Annotated in this window: 18 protein-coding genes; 6 read left to right on the plus strand and 12 right to left on the minus strand. The window is 75.5% G+C overall.

All coding sequences use genetic code 11. From position 1 onward, the window contains the following. Positions 1-227: 227 nt before the first annotated feature. The gene (locus ACFYUY_RS08980; RefSeq protein ID WP_360221726.1) at positions 228-842 is read right to left on the minus strand and encodes a hypothetical protein; all 615 of its coding nucleotides are present in this window, start codon (positions 840-842) and stop codon (positions 228-230) included. Positions 843-994: 152 nt separating this feature from the next. Continuing rightward, entirely contained in the window at positions 995-1594 is a 600-nt protein-coding gene (locus ACFYUY_RS08985; protein WP_360221723.1) for an ABATE domain-containing protein, read from the minus strand. Between the two features lie 90 nt (positions 1595-1684). On the opposite strand from ACFYUY_RS08985, the gene ACFYUY_RS08990 reads away from it, so the two are divergent. Beyond that, entirely contained in the window at positions 1685-2467 is a 783-nt protein-coding gene (locus ACFYUY_RS08990; protein WP_360221720.1) for an MBL fold metallo-hydrolase, read from the plus strand. 97 nt (positions 2468-2564) lie between these two features. On the opposite strand, the gene ACFYUY_RS08995 is transcribed toward ACFYUY_RS08990, so the two are convergent. The 3 genes from ACFYUY_RS08995 to ACFYUY_RS09005 form a co-directional block, all read right to left on the minus strand. Further along, the gene (locus ACFYUY_RS08995) at positions 2565-3290 is read right to left on the minus strand and encodes a TetR family transcriptional regulator (RefSeq protein ID WP_387899457.1); all 726 of its coding nucleotides are present in this window, start codon (positions 3288-3290) and stop codon (positions 2565-2567) included. A 97-nt stretch (positions 3291-3387) separates the two neighbouring features. Then, positions 3388-4254: an AfsR/SARP family transcriptional regulator gene (locus ACFYUY_RS09000; protein WP_363365654.1), complete on the minus strand. Its 867-nt coding sequence runs from the start codon at positions 4252-4254 to the stop codon at positions 3388-3390. Positions 4255-4676: 422 nt separating this feature from the next. Continuing rightward, complete coding sequence (locus tag ACFYUY_RS09005) at positions 4677-5408, minus strand: ScbR family autoregulator-binding transcription factor (protein WP_360223297.1); 732 nt, start codon at positions 5406-5408, stop codon at positions 4677-4679. A gap of 343 nt (positions 5409-5751) precedes the next feature. Between ACFYUY_RS09005 and ACFYUY_RS09010 the strand changes: the two genes are divergently transcribed. Beyond that, on the plus strand, positions 5752-6213 hold the full coding sequence (locus ACFYUY_RS09010; protein WP_387899461.1) for an ArsR/SmtB family transcription factor: 462 nt from the start codon (positions 5752-5754) through the stop codon (positions 6211-6213). After that, on the plus strand, positions 6210-6698 hold the full coding sequence (locus tag ACFYUY_RS09015; RefSeq protein WP_387899463.1) for an SRPBCC family protein: 489 nt from the start codon (positions 6210-6212) through the stop codon (positions 6696-6698). Before ACFYUY_RS09010 ends, ACFYUY_RS09015 begins: the two co-directional genes overlap by 4 nt. A 198-nt stretch (positions 6699-6896) precedes the next feature. Here the strand turns inward: ACFYUY_RS09015 and ACFYUY_RS09020 are convergent, their stop codons facing one another. Next, positions 6897-7919, minus strand: a complete 1023-nt coding sequence (locus ACFYUY_RS09020; RefSeq protein WP_387899466.1) for a LysR substrate-binding domain-containing protein — start codon at positions 7917-7919, stop codon at positions 6897-6899. Between the two features lie 205 nt (positions 7920-8124). Here ACFYUY_RS09020 and ACFYUY_RS09025 point away from each other — a divergent pair, with 205 nt between their 5' ends. Next, complete coding sequence (locus ACFYUY_RS09025; protein ID WP_360223285.1) at positions 8125-8634, plus strand: nuclear transport factor 2 family protein; 510 nt, start codon at positions 8125-8127, stop codon at positions 8632-8634. Positions 8635-8649: 15 nt separating this feature from the next. Here ACFYUY_RS09025 and ACFYUY_RS09030 read toward each other — a convergent pair whose 3' ends face one another. Then, a complete protein-coding gene (locus ACFYUY_RS09030; protein WP_387899469.1) occupies positions 8650-9054 on the minus strand; it encodes a RidA family protein in 405 nt (134 codons plus the stop codon). Between the two features lie 223 nt (positions 9055-9277). Between ACFYUY_RS09030 and ACFYUY_RS09035 the strand changes: the two genes are divergently transcribed. Beyond that, on the plus strand, positions 9278-9943 hold the full coding sequence (locus tag ACFYUY_RS09035; protein WP_387899472.1) for a C40 family peptidase: 666 nt from the start codon (positions 9278-9280) through the stop codon (positions 9941-9943). Between the two features lie 86 nt (positions 9944-10029). Here ACFYUY_RS09035 and ACFYUY_RS09040 read toward each other — a convergent pair whose 3' ends face one another. After that, complete coding sequence (locus ACFYUY_RS09040; protein WP_387899475.1) at positions 10030-10539, minus strand: MarR family winged helix-turn-helix transcriptional regulator; 510 nt, start codon at positions 10537-10539, stop codon at positions 10030-10032. Between the two features lie 119 nt (positions 10540-10658). Here ACFYUY_RS09040 and ACFYUY_RS09045 point away from each other — a divergent pair, with 119 nt between their 5' ends. Continuing rightward, on the plus strand, positions 10659-11069 hold the full coding sequence (locus tag ACFYUY_RS09045) for a VOC family protein (protein WP_360219019.1): 411 nt from the start codon (positions 10659-10661) through the stop codon (positions 11067-11069). A gap of 53 nt (positions 11070-11122) precedes the next feature. On the opposite strand, the gene ACFYUY_RS09050 is transcribed toward ACFYUY_RS09045, so the two are convergent. The 4 genes from ACFYUY_RS09050 to ACFYUY_RS09065 form a co-directional block, all read right to left on the minus strand. Next, a complete protein-coding gene (locus ACFYUY_RS09050) occupies positions 11123-11377 on the minus strand; it encodes a hypothetical protein (RefSeq protein ID WP_360219022.1) in 255 nt (84 codons plus the stop codon). 220 nt (positions 11378-11597) lie between these two features. Beyond that, positions 11598-12827 (minus strand): threonine--tRNA ligase, encoded by a 1230-nt coding sequence (thrS, locus tag ACFYUY_RS09055; protein WP_387899479.1) that lies wholly within the window; start codon positions 12825-12827, stop codon positions 11598-11600. A gap of 221 nt (positions 12828-13048) precedes the next feature. Next, positions 13049-13771, minus strand: coding sequence for a leucine-rich repeat domain-containing protein (locus tag ACFYUY_RS09060; protein WP_387899482.1), 723 nt, complete (start codon positions 13769-13771; stop codon positions 13049-13051). Positions 13772-13870: 99 nt separating this feature from the next. Then, complete coding sequence (locus ACFYUY_RS09065; protein WP_387899485.1) at positions 13871-15106, minus strand: hypothetical protein; 1236 nt, start codon at positions 15104-15106, stop codon at positions 13871-13873. Between the last annotated feature and the right edge of the window lie 72 nt (positions 15107-15178).

The following is a 15178-nucleotide window of genomic DNA, read 5'->3' on the forward strand; positions in this document are numbered from 1 at the left end:
TGCGCCCGCCCCGCGGCGGACGGCCGCGTGCCGCGCCCGCGGGTGCCGGCTGCGTCCCAGGTGAACGGGCGTGTCGGCGCGGTTCCGGCGGCGACCGGTGCGCCGGCGGGCGTTCCGGCGCGGCCGGGCACGGTCGTGGTCGCGGTCCTGGTCGTGGTCGAGCGGACGGGGGCGATCGGGGACGGTCCAGGACCGGGGAGCACCGGCCGGAGGCGACGGCGGGGCGCTCAGCGCGACTGCGGGAGGTCCAGCAGGACGGTCTCGAACTCCTGCAGCGAACGCAGGGTCAGCCCGCCGGACGCCATCCCCCGGGCCCGGGTCGCGGCGGCGGCCCCGCGCGAGGCGACCAGGGCGGCCCGGTCGGCGAACAACCCGCCCACCGCGCCGCGTTCGTCCTCGACGCTGATCAGCATCGAGCCGCCGAGGTAGCCGTCGATGCGCTGCAGCGCGGGTAGGCCGTCCTCACGGAAGCGGGCGGCGACCCGCTCGGCGTCGGCCCGGTCGAGGTCGAACCCCACGACGCGGAACCACGACCCCGGCGCGGCCGCGGCCGGCCGGGAGGCCACCACGGCCTCCCACACCTCGGTGGTCGCCGTTGCGGCGAACGGGGCGAGCAGGTCGTCGCGCCGGCCGCGCAGCCGGCGGTCGCTGTCCTGCTCGGCCTGCCGGCTCTCCCACCAGGAGCCCATGGTGACGATGCCGAGCTCCCGGTCGGCGAACAGTCCGTAGCCCCGGTAGCCGGGCTGCGCGGACAGCAGCCCGACCGCCTCGGCGCGCAGCCCGTCGAGGGCCCCGTCGAGGAGGGCGGGATCCCCGGTGAAGTAGCCGGTGCGAACGAACACGGGCGGGCTCCTGACCTCGTTCCGGGCGCCCGGCGGCCGCCGGCGCCGTCCCCGGCACCTCCATCGCACGGCCCGGTGGGGGCCCGGGCAAGGCCACGGGGTCCGTTCGGAGGAGCGGGCCCGCCCCGGCCGGCCCCCGCCGGGCCCGGGGTTCAGTCCTGTTCGGGGCGGGTGCGCCGGGCGTAGGCGCGGGCCGCGCGGGCCCGGTCGCCGCAGCGGGTGGAGCACCAGTGGCGGCGTCCGTGCCGGAGCAGGTAGCGGGTGCAGGGGGTGGAGCCGCAGGCGGTGAGGCGCTCGGCGTCGGGGCCGGTCAGCAGGTCGGCGGCGTCGGCGGCGAGGGCCGCGAGGGCGTGTTCGACGATCGCGGCGGTGGGGTGCGGGGCCGCCCGGTAGGGGCCGGTCTCCTCGTCCCAGCAGAGCAGCCGGGCCGTGGGCAGCCGGGTCAGGGCGTCGTTGACGGCGGACAGGGCGGCGGGGAGCGCGGGCAGTCCGGCGACCCTGGCCGCGAACAGTGCCCTGACCTGCTCGCGCATCGCGCGCACCAGGCCCGCGCACATGTCCTGCAGGCCGGCGTCGGCCGGGGCGAGGGCGTGTTCGAGGAGCCACCGGTTGGTCCCCGCCGGGGTGGCGAGGCGGTCCAGGACGTAGCCGCCGGGCACCGTGACGGAGCTGTTGACCAGGGCGAGGGAGGGGTGCTGCTCCTCCCCCGGCGCGGGTGGCACGGCGGCTTCGTCGGTCTGGGTCTCCCTCATGGATCTCATGGTATCGGTTGCGCCCATCCGTGAGAGCCCGCTACGGTTTCTCACGGATAAACCACTCCCATCCGTGAGGTGTGCTTCGCCATGGCTTCTTCCGACCCGACCGTCGAGCAGTTCCCCGTCCGCCTCTTCGGCGGCCCGACCGCCCTCTTCGAGTACGGCGGCCTGCGCTTCCTCACCGACCCGACCTTCGACGCCCCGGGCGACTACCAGCGCCCGGGCGGCCCGGTCCTGACCAAGACCGCCCCGGCCGCCGGCGGCCCCGCCGACGTCGGCCGCGTCGACGTGGTCCTGCTCTCCCACGACGAGCACGCCGACAACCTCGACCACTCCGGCCGGGCACTGCTCGCCGACGTGCCGCTCACCCTCACCACCCCCGGCGGCGGCCGGCGCCTCGGGGGCACCGCGAGGGGCCTGGCCGACTGGGAGTCGGTCACCCTGGACCGCCCCGGCGGCGGCACCGTCACGGTGACCGCCGCACCCGCCCTGCACGGACCGGGGGCCCGCGAGGACGTCGAGGCCGTCACCGGGCAGGTCGTCGGCTTCGTCCTGACCGGCGAGGGGCTGCCCACCGTCTACGTCAGCGGCGACAACGCCTCGCTCGACGCCGTCCGGGAGATCGCCGAACGGTTCGCCCCCGTGGACACCGCGGTCCTCTTCGCCGGGGCGCCCCGCTTCCCCGTCCTCTTCGACGGCGAGCCCCTCGTCCTGGACAGCAAGCAGGCGGCCGAGGCCGCCCGGATCCTGGGCGCCCGCCGGGTGGTCCCGGTCCACCACGACAGCTGGGCCCACTTCACCGAGGGCCGGGACGACCTGGTGGCCGCGTTCACCGCCGCCGGCCTGGCGGACCGCCTGCACACGGCGTGACCGGCCCCGGCCGGGGGGGCGGGACGGGTTGACGGGCCGGGGGCGGGTGACGGGCCCGTCGGCCCGCCGGGTGCCGCGGCCCGCACCCCGGCCGGGCTCAGGCGGGCAGCGGCGCCCGCGGCCTGGTCCGGTAGGCGCCCGACCCGCCCGGGGGGACGAGGCAGGGCAGCAGCCACTCCCACAGGGCGCCGACCCGGCGGGCGCGCTCCTCGTCGGCGCCGCCGTCGCCGAAGACCACCTCCAGGCCGCAGGCGGCCGCCACCACGAGGGTCTCCGGCCCCAGGACGCCCGGCCGGTCGCGCAGTTCACCGGCGCGGCGCGCCCCGACGAGCAGTTCGCGGACGACGCCGGCCCAGATGCCGTGGAAGCCCGGCACCCCCTCGACCGGGGCGGTGGTGCCGGTGGCGGCGACACCGGAGGCGGTCCCACCGGGGCCGGCCGCACCGACGGCGGCCGCACCCGGGGCCGCCGGGCCGGACTGCCAGCCACCGCCCTCGCGGCCGAGACGGAACGCGGCGCGCACCACCGCGTCCGAGCCCAGGGCGTCGACCAGCCAGTAGCCCGAGTCGATCAGCGTCTGGAGCGGGGAGGCGGTCGCGCGCAGCGCGCGGCAGGCACTGCGCAGGGAGCGCTCGGCCTGCTGGAACACCGCTCTGGCCAACTCGTCCTTGGACGCGAAGTGGAAGTAGAGCGCCCCCTTGGTCACCCCCGCGGCTCCGGCGATCTCGCCGAGCGTCGCACCGGCGTAGCCGTGACGGTCGAACAGTTCCGCCCCCGCCTCCACCAGCCGTCCGCGCGTCCGTTCCGACCTCTCCTGCACCACCCGACCCACAACCCCTCACAGCGACCAGCAGGTTCCGACCTCGCCCGGGCGGGACGCCCGGTGCCGCAACGCCTTCGGCGACGAACTCCGCGGAGCCTCAGCCGACCCGACTGAGCCGGGCGGCGGCCGGCTCCGACCCGGCCGCCGCCTCCGCCCTGGCGGGCGCGGCCGCCTCGCGCTCCGGACGCTCCGGCCCGGTCATCAGGATCGAGCGCTGCAGCCGCCGCAGGCCGATCGACGGCTCCATGCCCAACTCCCGGACCAGGGTGTTGCGCAGGCGCTGGTAGGCCTCCAGCGCCTCGCCGCGCCGGCCGGATCGGTGCAGGGCGATCATGTACTGGCCGTGCAGGCTCTCGTGGGTGCGGTAGCGGTCCACCAGCACAGTCAGTTCGGCGAGCAGCACCCGGTGCCGGCCCAGCCGCAGGTCCGCCTCGATCCGCTGGTCCAGCGCACAGAGCCGGGTCTCCTCCAACCGCTTCGCCTCCACCCCCAGCTGACCGCCGGCCGGGACGTCGGCGAAGGCCGCCCCGCGCCACAGGCCGAGCGCCTCGGCGAGCATCCGGGCGGCCAGCGGGTGGTCCTCGCCGTCCATGGCGCGGTAGCCCATGCCGGCCAGGCGCTCGAACTCCCGGACGTCCGTCATCCCGCCACCGCTGTTGAGCATGTAGCCGCCGGGCGAGGTCACCAGCACGTCCTTGGCGCAGGAGACCCCGGCCGCCGCGCCCACCTGCCCGAGCGCGCGGTCGATCATGTCGCGCAGCTGGAGCACGTACGTCTGGACGGTGGTGCGCGCGCTGCGCGGCGGTCGCCCGGACCACAGCTCGTCGGCCAACGCCCTTGCCGGCACCACCTGGTCGGCCCGCAGGGCCAGCAACCCCAGCACCTGACGCGGCTTCGGTGCCGACGGCACCACCGAGACCCCGCACACCCGGACGTCCAGCGCCCCGAGCACCCGAATTTCCACGATGACCACCCCAATCACACGGAACGCCGCAGGCCTGTCCGCCGCGGCCGGCACCCGGGTCGACACCCCTAGGGCGACTGTCACCAGTCAAAAACAGGACGCGCGGTTTGTCAATACAAAACCGAACGCGCTGTTTGTTTCTGTGGAATGGGTGGCCCGGGGCTGGACGGCCAGTCGGATCGACCGAGCGTCACGGCTGCGGCACCCGGAGCGACCGGCCACGGACGTGCCGAAGGCGGCGCCGGACCCCTCGGGCCCCGCACCGCCACGTCTTCATCCGGTCCGACCGGGCCGGCCCGCGCGGCAGCCCCCGCTCGGCCGCCCCCGCGCGCGCCCGCCGCCCGCTCCCGACCCGGCGCGCCGCCGCGGGCGGGGAGGACGCCCACCGAGGTCAACCAGGCTGCGCCACCATGGACTTCAGCTCACCGGACGCCGACCTCGTCGACGACCGCCCCGACCCCGGAGCGCTCCTCGGCCGGGTCCGCGCCCGGGTCTGCGCCGGCTTCCTCGGCCGCCCGGGCGGCGGCCACCTCCGCGACCACCCGGGCGCCGCGGTCCGGCCCCATCTGCAGCGAGCCGAGCACGCCCGGCACCGCGATGCTCGGCATCAGGTGCTGGAACAGCCCGGCCACCCGCTGCTCCAGGTCCGCCCGCCCGGACAGCTTCTGCGACTGGATCTGCACGCCCGTCCAGGCGGCCGTGACCAGCCAGGCCGTGTCGGCCGGCACGATGTGCGGCAGCAGCTCGCCGCGCTCCCCGGCGGCGGTCAGCAGCGCCTCCAGGCGTCCGATCCACCCGGGGATCGCCCCGCCGCCGAGATCGTCGAAGACGTCCTGGCCGAGCGAGAGCCGGGCCCCCGCGCTGAGCAGCGGGTCACGCGGCATCAGATAGGCCACCACCATCCCGGTGTCCACGAACTCCTGCAGTTTGCAGACCCGTTCGGGCACACCGTCCTGGACGAACTGCTCCTCCACGACACCCTGGGCGAGATCCCGCTTGGAAGCGAAATGGAAGTACACCGCGCCGCGCGTCACCCCGGCCCGCGAGACCACCTCGCCGATGGTGGCGCCCTCGTAGCCGAACTCGTCGAAGACCGACGCCGCCGCCTCGAGGATCAGCCGACGCGTCCGGAGCGCCCGCTCCTGCCGTACCACCCGCAACCACCCCGCCCAGAGCTCCGGAAAACAAAACCAAACACCCCGTATCTTAGCTACCGGTGGCCCGAGAGCGACAAGACGAAGTCCGGGAATCACCCCAAAGGCTCCTTCTCCCCCACCTGCCTCCCCGGTCCTTCCACAGGAGACGCGAAGCCTCCACCGGGCACCCGGAAACGGCAGCCGCACCAGCATCCTTCGCCACCGACAAAACCGAACGATCGGTATTCCAATCTCCCGTTCGGCGACGACAGCCTCGTCCACAACCGAAAGGTTGAATAGCCCGGAGCCCGGGAGTACCGTTGTCCTCAACCAATCGGTTGCGGAAGAACAGAGGTGCGTGGTGGCCGTCGACCAGCTGTCCCGGGCGTTCGTCGCCCTGGCCGATCCGACCAGGCGCGACATCGTCGCCCGGCTCTCGGTCCGGGACGCCACCGTCGGCGAGCTGGCCGAGTCCTACGCGATGTCCATGCAGGCCGTCTCCAAGCACCTCAAGGTGCTCGAGGAGGCCGGACTGGTGAGCCGCAGCCGGGACGCGCAGCGACGGCCGTGCCACCTGGAGCCGCAGGTGTTCGACCTGATGACGAGCTGGATCGAGCGGTACCGCCGCCAGGCGGAGGAGCGCTTCGGCCGCCTGGACGCCGTCCTCGCGGCCATGGCCGACGACGAGACCCCCGGGCCCCGCCCCGACCGGAAGCGACACGCAGAACAGACAGAACGGACAGAACACTCCGAGCACACCGGAGGGAGCGACCGGCCCGCACGGGACGGCCGACCCGCGCAACACGAAGGAGACCCGTCATGACCTCCGCCACCGGCCACGAGACCCGGATCGACGCGGACCCGGCACTGCCGACCATCCGGATCGTCCGCGAGTTCGACGCCCCGCAGGAGAGGGTGTTCCGCGCCTGGATCGAGCCCGAGCTGGTCGCCCGGTGGCTCGGCCCCCAGGACCTCGACATGAAGATCGACACCTGGGAGGGGCGCACCGGCGGCCACTACCGCTACTCCATGCACCGCGAGGGGCAGCAGGTCGCCGCCTTCTACGGCTCCTTCCACGAAGTCCGACCGGCGAGCCGGCTCGTCCAGACCTTCACCTTCGAGGGCGTGCCGGACGGCGTCTCGCTGGACACCGCCGTCTTCGAACCCGTGGGCGAGGGCCGTACCCGCGTCACCGTGCTCTCCGTGGTCGACAGCCTCACCGCCCGCGACGCCATCCTGGCCAGCGGCATGGAGCACGGCGTGGTCGAGGGCTACCGGAAGCTGGACGCCCTGCTCGCCTCCTCCTGACGCCTCACCCCGACGCCTCCTCCTGACACCTCCTCCTGACACCTCACCCCTGACGCCTCCGCAAAGGCCCGATCCGTCCGGGCGGCGGCCCGCATCGCGCACGGCCGCCGCCCACTGCTGACCACGCCGCCCTCCACAGCCAGCCGGCGTCGCCCGCTGTCACGGGCCGGCGACACCGCCCGGCGTCACGGCCCGGCGTCACGGCTGGTCCGGCTCCCCCGCGCCCAGCAGCTCCTGGGCCGCGCGGACGAAAGCCCGGCCGGCGGCGGTGGAGCGGTCACGGTGCCAGAGCAGGCCCCACTCCACCGGCGCCGCACCGGCCAGCGGCCGGTACACCACGTCCGGGCGGGCGTGGTAGCGCCGGGTCTGCGCTCCGACCGGGAACACCCCGAGCCCGGCCCCGACCAGCATCAGCACCTCGTTCAGCGTGCCGCCCACCGGCCCGAGCGCGGACGCCTCCCCGACGGACGGTCGAGGAGCCGGAGCACCGCGCGGGGCAACCGAGCCCGACGGCCCGCCACCCGGCGCAGCGCCCGACGGCCCGCCACCCGATGACGGGCCGCCCGGTGCGCCGCCGCCCAGCACGGACCGGGGCCCCCGGTCCTCCCGGAAGGACTCCGGCAGGTCCGCGGGCAGCCGGACGAACGGCACCCCGAGCAGGTCCTCGGGCGCCACCGAGGCCGCCTCGGCCAATCGGTGCCCCGCCGGAACGGCGAGCATCCGGGGTTCGCTGACCAGCACCGGCCCCATCACCAACTCCGGTGAGAGCAGCGGGAACTCCGCGAACACGAGATCCACCTCACCCGCCCGCAACAGGTCGAGCCGCTGCAGCAGCGGCGCCTCACGCAGCACCACCTCCCACCCCGCCAGCCGCCCTCGGAAGAGCTCGGCGACCCCGAACAGCAGCTGGCCGGCGGCCGGCTCTGCATAGGCCACCCGCAGCTCCCCGGCCTGCCCGTGCGCCGCGTCGGTGGCGCGCTGGACGGCCGCGCCGACCGCCCGCCACGCCGGCCCCAGCTCCTCCGCCAGCTGCCGGCCGATCGCCGTCGGCTCGACCCGGCGGCTCGTCCGGGCGAACAGCGGTGCACCCACCCGGCGTTCGAGCTTCCGCACGGTCTGGCTGACCCGCGCGGTCGAGACGTGCAGCCGCTCGGCCGTCCGCCCGAAGTGCAGCTCCTCCGACAGCACCAGGAAGGTCTCGATCTCGTGCCGCTCCGGCATCCCCGCCCCCGTTCGCCGCGGCACGCACCGCCCGTCGCCCAGCCGCCGGCGTCAGCAGCCGCGCTTCATCGTGAAGCACCGCTCATCGTTCAGTCTCCCTTCACGATCGTTGCACGGACCGCCGTTGATCACCCCACCGCCCCCGGGGGAGAGTGGAGCCGTCCACCGAGGCCCGCCAAGGCCGCTCACCCCCACGGGAGTTCCCATGTTCGTCACCACCGGCCGCGCGCTCACCGCCCCCGCCGCCGACCTCGCCGCCGTCACCGCCGAACTCCGCGACCGCACCGAGATCCTGGACGCGCTGCTCCGCTTCGCCCTCGGTCAGGACCTCAAGGACCGCGACCTCTTCGCCTCCTCCTTCACCACCGACGCCGAACTCGACTTCCGCCCCGCGGCCGCCGCCTGGGGCGCCGAGCCGCCCCTGATGGTCGGCCGGGAGCCGATCGTCGACACGATCCTGAGCATGTTCACCGGACGGGTGAACACCACCCACCAGGTCACCAACCCGCGGATCACCGTGGACGGCGACCGGGCCCGGCTCACCGCCCTCGTCGAAGCACAGCACCTGCTGACCGCCGACCCGGCCACCCACGCACTGCTGAAGAACCGCTACGACGTCGAGCTGCTCCGCGACGGCGACCGCTGGCTGATGCACCGCGTCCGGATCGAGAACGTCTGGCTGACCGGCGAGCCGAAGGCGATCTTCGGCGGCTGAGGCCCGCTGCACCGGTCAGGGCAGCACCGCCACGGCCTCCACCTCCACCAGCTGGTCGTCGTAGCCGAGCACGGTGACGCCCAGCAGCGTGCTGGGGGCGTCGTGCTCGCCCAGGTAGGAGCGGTAGACGTCCCAGACCTTCACCAAGTCGGCCTGGTCGGCCGAAGCGACGTACACCGTCGTCCGGGCGACGTCCGTGAGCCCGGCGCCGGCCTCCTCCAGGACGGCTATCAGGTTGCGCATCACCTGGTGGGCCTGCCCCTCGTAGTCCCCCACCGCCACCGTCCGCCCCTCCTCGTCCAGGGGGCAGGCGCCGGCGAGCCAGAGCGTACGGACCGGGGCGTCGACGACCGCCGCGTAGGCGTAGTCGACGGCGGGGGTGAGGCGCGGGTGACGCATCAGTGTGACGGGGCTGCTCATCTGGACTCCCGAGGTCGCGACCGAACGTTCGCGCCCATCGTTGGCGCCTCCCGAATGACCGTCAATCGATTTACCAGCGGATTTCCCGCCACTGCGGGGCCCGTGCGTCCACGGTTCACCGCTGCGGGTGATGGCGGGTCAACTCGGCGAAGCGGAATCCTGGTCTGGTCCTGGGCGTCGCGCATCCGCCGCCCGATCGGCCGACGAGAGCAGGGAGTCAGCGATGGAACCCCGAGCACCCGAGGAGCCCGGTTCGACCGCGGGGGCACCACGGCCCGACCGCGACCGCGAGGAGCCCGCCGGCGTCGGACGGCGCCGTGTGCTGGGCCTGGCCCTGGGCGCCGGCCTCGTCCCGGCACTGGCGACGGAGGCGGCGGCCCACCCCGGCCGGGCGCCCCGCGTGGAAGCGCCCCGCGACGCCGCCGCGCTGGGCCGCAGGGTCGCCGAGGTGGCCGCCGCCCAGATCGGCGTGCCCTACGCCTGGGGCGGCGGCGACCGCCTGGGCGCGAGCCCCGGCTTCTGCGACGACGAGAACGGCTACCTCGACGGCAAGTGCCTCGGGGAGAGCACGGTCGGCTTCGACTGCAGCGGCCTGTCGCTGTACTGCTGGTTCCGGGCCAGCGACGGCACGGTCGAGCTGGGGCACTACACCGTCGCCCAGTTCCACCGCAGCGCCCCGGTGGAGCGCGCCGACCTCGCCCCGGGGGACCTGCTGTTCTTCTCCCGCCCCGACGCACCGCTGCACCACGTCGGGATCCACGCGGGCGGCGGCGCGATGATCCACGCGGAACGCACCGGGACCCTGATCGCCCGGGTCGAGAACGTCCTCGACGTCCCGCGCTGGGCGGGCGAGTTCGCCGGCGCCCGCCGACCCGGCCCCACCGCCTGACCCGCCCGCCGACCCGGCCCCACCGCCTGACCCGCCCGGCGGCCGGGGTCCGGGCCCCGGCCGCCGGGCGGCGCGGGCAGCCGGCCCTACAGCCCGCTGCCCGCGCCGCCCAGCCCCTCGTGGACGCGGAGCAGCAGGCCGTGCAGCGCCTGCCGCTCCGCCTCGTCCAGCGGCGCCAGCACCTCGCCCTGCACCGCGCGCGCCTCGGCGTCCAGTTCCGCGAGCAGCTCCCGCCCCGCCCCGGTGACGGAGACCGTCACCCGCCGCCGGTCCGTCTGGTCCCGGGCCCGCTCGACGTACCCGGCGGCGGCCAGCTGGTCGGCGACCTTGGCCAGGTCGCTCGGGTCGACGCCCAGCCGCCGGACCAGGTCGCGCTGGGCCTGCGGGCCGAAGTCGGCGAGGGCGGCGAGCACGGCCATGTCCCAGAGCCGCAGCCCGCGTCCGGCGAGCCGCTCGGCCAGGCGGGCCCGCGCGGTGCGCCCGATCCGGGAGAGCAGGTAGCTGTCGAGGTCCAGCAGCATGGGCGGCAGGTCGGGAGCGGGGGGCGGTCCGGGGGCGGCGAGCGGTGCCGGAGCGGGGAGCGGTTCGGGGGTCATGGCGCAAGTCTAGGGTGAGTCCCTATAGTGGGTGACGACCCACTAATCATCCCCTCGGCCCATCGATTCCTGACCCGCCGATCCCCGACCCACCACCACCGAGCCCGGGAGCTTCGACCGTGGACGCCCTGTACCCCCGCCTGCTCGTGACCGGCTTCGCCGAGTGCTTCCGCTTCTACCGCGCCGTCCTGCCACCGCTCACCGGCGCCACCCTGGTCAAGGGCACGCCCGACGGCCCGTACGCCAACTGGGACGTCGACGACCAGGCCGTCCTGGTGCTCTTCGACCGCGCCGCGATGGCCGCCACCCTCGGCACCACCGGCCTGCCCGCCCGGCCCGCCGCCCCCGCCCAGGACGCCGCGATGCTCGCCCTCCGGGTGCCCGACGTGGACGAGGCCTTCACCCTCTGCCTGCGCCACGGCGGCACCCCGGTCGTCGGCCCGACCGACCGCCCCGAGTGGGGTCCGAACCTGCGCAGCGCCCACCTGCGGGACCCGGACGGGCACCTGATCGAGCTGCAGTCGTACTGACGCCGGCGGCGCCCCGGGCGGGTCGGCGCGGCCCGCCCGGGGCACCGGACGGGTCAGCGGTCCCGCGCCACGGTCCGGACGGCGGCGCCGAGCGCGTCGGAACGGGAGTCCGGCGCACAGGCCCGGCCGAGCAGCGGCGCGCGCCCGTCGGCGCCGGGAACGTGCCCGAGGACGGCGGCGCAGTACTGGACGTCCGGTACGGGCAGCGGGCGGTGCACGGTCGAGGCCGCCTGGGCGGCCGGGGCGCCGACGGCGCCGGCGAGGGCGAGACAGCCGGCGAGCGCCGGGGCGGCGAGACTACGCGGCATGCGCATGGGAACCTCCGGGAACGGCCCGGAGCGGTCCGGACCGGGGGACGGCGGGGACGACGGCGGCCGTGGACCCGGCCGCCCGCGCCCATTCGACGGGCGGCCACCGCCCCCGGCCGGTCCGACACACCGCGCACCGCACTAGTCGTACGTATGGCCACCAGTCATGCCCGCCACGGCAGTCATGCCCACCGCTGCCGGGCCACCGCCCGCCGGCGGCTCAGCGGCCCGCACCGGCCGGCCACAGCTCCGCACTGCACGCCGCCACCAGCGCGCCGATCCGGGCCCAAGCCTCCTCCGCCGGCAGCGGGTCGAGCCGCCGCCCGCCCCGCAGCCGCAGGGCGACCCGCCCGTCCGCGGCCTCCCTGGCCCCGACCACCGCCTGGTACGGGGCCAGCCGTGCCGACCGGATCCGCGCACCGAGGGTGCCGTGCTCGGGGCCGGCGACCTCGGCGCGCAGCCCCAGGTCGAGGCAGCGCTGCCGGAGCCGCGCGGCCTGCGGCAGTTCGGCCTCCGAGACCGGCAGCAGCACCACCTGGGTCGGGGCCAGCCAGGCCGGGAAGGCGCCGCCGTACAGCTCGATCAGGTGGGCGACCAGCCGCTCGATGCTGCCGATCACGCTGCGGTGGACCATCACCGGGCGGTGCCTGGCACCGTCCGGGCCGGTGTAGTGCAGGCCGAACCGCTCGGGCTGGTGGAAGTCGACCTGCACGGTGGAGAGGGTCGACTCGCGCCCGGCGCCGTCGGCGATCTGCACGTCGATCTTGGGCCCGTAGAACGCGGCCTCGCCCTCCACCGCCTCGAACGGTACGCCGGAACGCTCCAGGACGCCGGTCAGCAGCGCGGTCGCCCGTTCCCAGAGTGCCCGGTCCGCCACGTACTTGCCGCCCCCGCCGGGCAGGGAGAGCCGGTAGCGGACCGGCCGGACGCCGAGCGCCCGGTGCGCCTCGCGGATCAGCTCCAGCGCCGCTGCGGCCTCGTCGGCGGCCTGCTCCGGGGTGCAGAAGACGTGCGCGTCGTTCAGCCGGATCGCCCGCACCCTGCTCAGCCCGCCCAGCACCCCGGACAGCTCGGCCCGGTACATGTCTCCCAACTCTGCTATCCTCAGCGGGAGTTCACGGTAGCTGTGCGGGCGGGAACGGAAGATCAGCGCGTGGTGCGGGCAGAGGCTCGGCCGCAGCACCACCTGCTCCGACCCCAGCTCCATCGGCGGGAACATGTCCTCCCGGTAGTGCGCCCAGTGGCCGGAGATCTCGTACAACTCGCGTTTCCCGAGCGCCGGCGAGTAGACGTGCCGGTAGCCGGCCCGCCGCTCGCGCCCGCGGATGAACTCCTCCAGGGTGTGCCGGATCGCGGCGCCGTCGGGCAGCCAGTACGGCAGGCCGGACCCCATCAACGGGTCGGTGTCGAACAGGTCGAGCTCGCGGCCGAGCTTGCGGTGGTCGTTCACGGGTGGTCTCCCTCCACTCGGTCGGGGCGGGCGAGTGGGCCGGGAACGGCGAAGCCCCGGGGCACTCGGCCCCGGGGCTTCGGACTAGGTCAGCAGTCAGCGCGCCGGGACTCTCTCCGGCGTCGTCGTGGCGAGTGCAGCGCGCTTCATGCGATCCACGGTAACAGGCCCCGGCCGCAGCGGTGATCCGTTTTCCCCGCAGGCCGCCCGGTCGTCCCGGCTCAGTGCAGCAGCACGCAGCCGCGCGCGCCGAGCGCCTCGCGCAGCTCCGGCGACGGCCGCACGTCGTTCCACCGCAGGTCCAGCTTCTCCAGGGCGGGCAGTTCGGCCAGCCAGTCGGGCAGTCCGGTGATCCGGTTGCCGCGCAGGTCGAGCCGGCGCAGCAGCGGCAGCCCGGCCAGCACCGGCGGGACCTCGGTGAAGGCGTTCTCCCGCAGCTCGAGCTCGCGCAGCTCACCGAGCCCGGCGAAGGTGTCCGGAAGCTCGCTCAACGCGTTGCCGCGCAACCAGAGTTCGCGCAGCGCGGGCAGGCCGCCGAGGCGTGCGGGCAGGGTGGTCAGCCGGTTCTGCTGGGCGCGCAGCTCGACCAGGGAGACCATGTCACCGATGGTGGAGGGGAGTTCGGCCAGCCGGTTCTCCCCCACGTTGAGGTAGCGCAACGCGGTGAGCCGGCCGAGGGCCTCGGGGAGCGCGGTCAGCTCGTTGTCGTGCAGGTAGAGGAAGTCGCGCAGACCGGTGAGCCCGCCCAGTTCGGCGGGCACCGCGGCGAGCCGGTTGTGCCCGAGGTCGAGTGTCCGCAGCCGCTGCAACCTCCCGATCCCGGGCGGAAGTTCGGCCAGGCCGGTGTCGGCGAGGATGAGCACCGTCAGGTCGGTCCGGTCCCACACCCCGGCGGGTACCTCGTCGAGCGGCTGCCGCCAGAGGTTGAGCGTCGTGTCCGTCACGTCGGCCATTCTCCCTCCCGCGATGTGCTCCGCCGACCGGGGCGGGGCGGCACCGGCCCGGAGCCGGCCGCTCGGCGACACCGCCCGGTCAGCGGACGGTCAGCGGACGGCACCCGCCCGGCCCGGTTCGGGGGCGGCCACCGGCACGGCCCGGCGACGGCGGGCCGCGCGGCCTCGGAGCACCACCGCGTGGCCGACGGCGAGACCGAGCAGCAGCGTCACGACGGCCGGCCAGTAGGACCAGGGCTCCAGCGGCAGCGCGGCGGTGTCCGCCCGGGTGCCGATCACCGCCACCGGCAGCAGGCTCACCGCGCCCAGCGGCGCCCACCACGGGTACCGGCCGCGCGGGGCGCGCCGGACGGCGACGCACCAGAGCCCGAACAGCGCGGTCCCGGCGGCCGCGAAGACCAGCCCCGCCTCGTCCTGGGCGACCGCCCGGTGCGGGGAGTCGACGGTCGGGACGCTGGTGGCGCCGGAGGCGAGCTCGGTGACGGTGGACCCGTCGAGCGCGGTGGTCACCCGCACCTCGTCGCCGGTGTGCAGGCCCCGCAGGCCCTCCGGCAGCTCCCCGAGGCGGAGCACCTCGCCCGCGCCGTCCCAGTCCCGGCCCACCGTCACGGCCGTGGTGGCGGAGCCGTCCGCGGCCGGATCGATCGCGCGCACCACCCGTACCTCCACCGCCAGGCAGCGCCCAGCCGCATCGGCGGGGCGCGCCACCGTGCAGCGCGGCGCGGCGTCGTAGCGGTGGGCATCGTCCAGCCCGTGGAGCAGCCGGACGACGCCGAACGGCAGCATCACCAGGGCGCAGACCAGCAGCGCGACGCCCGGCAGCACGCCGCGCAACCGGCGGCGCAGCGGCTCGCGCGGCGGCGGGCCGAGCCGGAACGACGGGTCGACGTGCCGCTCCCAACTCGCCCTGAGCCGGGCGAGGTCGGCGTCGAAGCCGGGCCGCGGGTAGAGGGTGCTCTCCTGGAGGCCCGGCAGGGTCCGGCGGCGGCCGTCCACCAGGGTGATCCGCACCGAGGTCATCCCGCCCCCGCCACCGCTCTGGTGGCGCACCGCTATCCAGCGGACCTCACCCCAGGGGTAGCCGTGCACCCGGCCCAGCCCCCGGTAGATCCTGATGCCGTCCTCCCCGGCCTCCGTCCAGCACCGTTTCAGCAGCAGGACCGACGCCGGGATCACCACCGCGAGCGCGGCGGCCGTCCACCCCAGCCCCTCCGCGCCGTTGCGCATCGTCGCGATCACGGTCTGCACGCCGATCAGACCCGCCGGCAGCCACAACCGGCGCCACGCGAACGTGAGGTCCCCACCCCGGAAGCGAAGTTCATCCACCGCGGCAGCGTACGCCCGCGCCCGTTCCGGCACGAGGGGGTGCCCGGTCCGGCACGAGGGGGTACCCGGACC

Origin of the sequence: Kitasatospora sp. NPDC004745 (assembly GCF_042873275.1) — a bacterium.
In the GTDB taxonomy this organism is placed as follows: domain Bacteria; phylum Actinomycetota; class Actinomycetes; order Streptomycetales; family Streptomycetaceae; genus Kitasatospora.

Excerpts from the sequence above, each read along its gene's own strand:
- ACFYUY_RS08985 (WP_360221723.1), bottom strand. The coding sequence starts at position 1,594 with ATGAGGGAGACCCAGACCGACGAAGCCGCCGTGCCACCCGCGCCGGGG.
- ACFYUY_RS08990 (WP_360221720.1), top strand. The coding sequence starts at position 1,685 with ATGGCTTCTTCCGACCCGACCGTCGAGCAGTTCCCCGTCCGCCTCTTC.
- ACFYUY_RS09015 (WP_387899463.1), top strand. The coding sequence starts at position 6,210 with ATGACCTCCGCCACCGGCCACGAGACCCGGATCGACGCGGACCCGGCA.
- ACFYUY_RS09020 (WP_387899466.1), bottom strand. The coding sequence starts at position 7,919 with ATGCCGGAGCGGCACGAGATCGAGACCTTCCTGGTGCTGTCGGAGGAG.
- ACFYUY_RS09025 (WP_360223285.1), top strand. The coding sequence starts at position 8,125 with ATGTTCGTCACCACCGGCCGCGCGCTCACCGCCCCCGCCGCCGACCTC.
- ACFYUY_RS09030 (WP_387899469.1), bottom strand. The coding sequence starts at position 9,054 with ATGAGCAGCCCCGTCACACTGATGCGTCACCCGCGCCTCACCCCCGCC.
- ACFYUY_RS09035 (WP_387899472.1), top strand. The coding sequence starts at position 9,278 with ATGGAACCCCGAGCACCCGAGGAGCCCGGTTCGACCGCGGGGGCACCA.
- ACFYUY_RS09040 (WP_387899475.1), bottom strand. The coding sequence starts at position 10,539 with ATGACCCCCGAACCGCTCCCCGCTCCGGCACCGCTCGCCGCCCCCGGA.
- ACFYUY_RS09050 (WP_360219022.1), bottom strand. The coding sequence starts at position 11,377 with ATGCCGCGTAGTCTCGCCGCCCCGGCGCTCGCCGGCTGTCTCGCCCTC.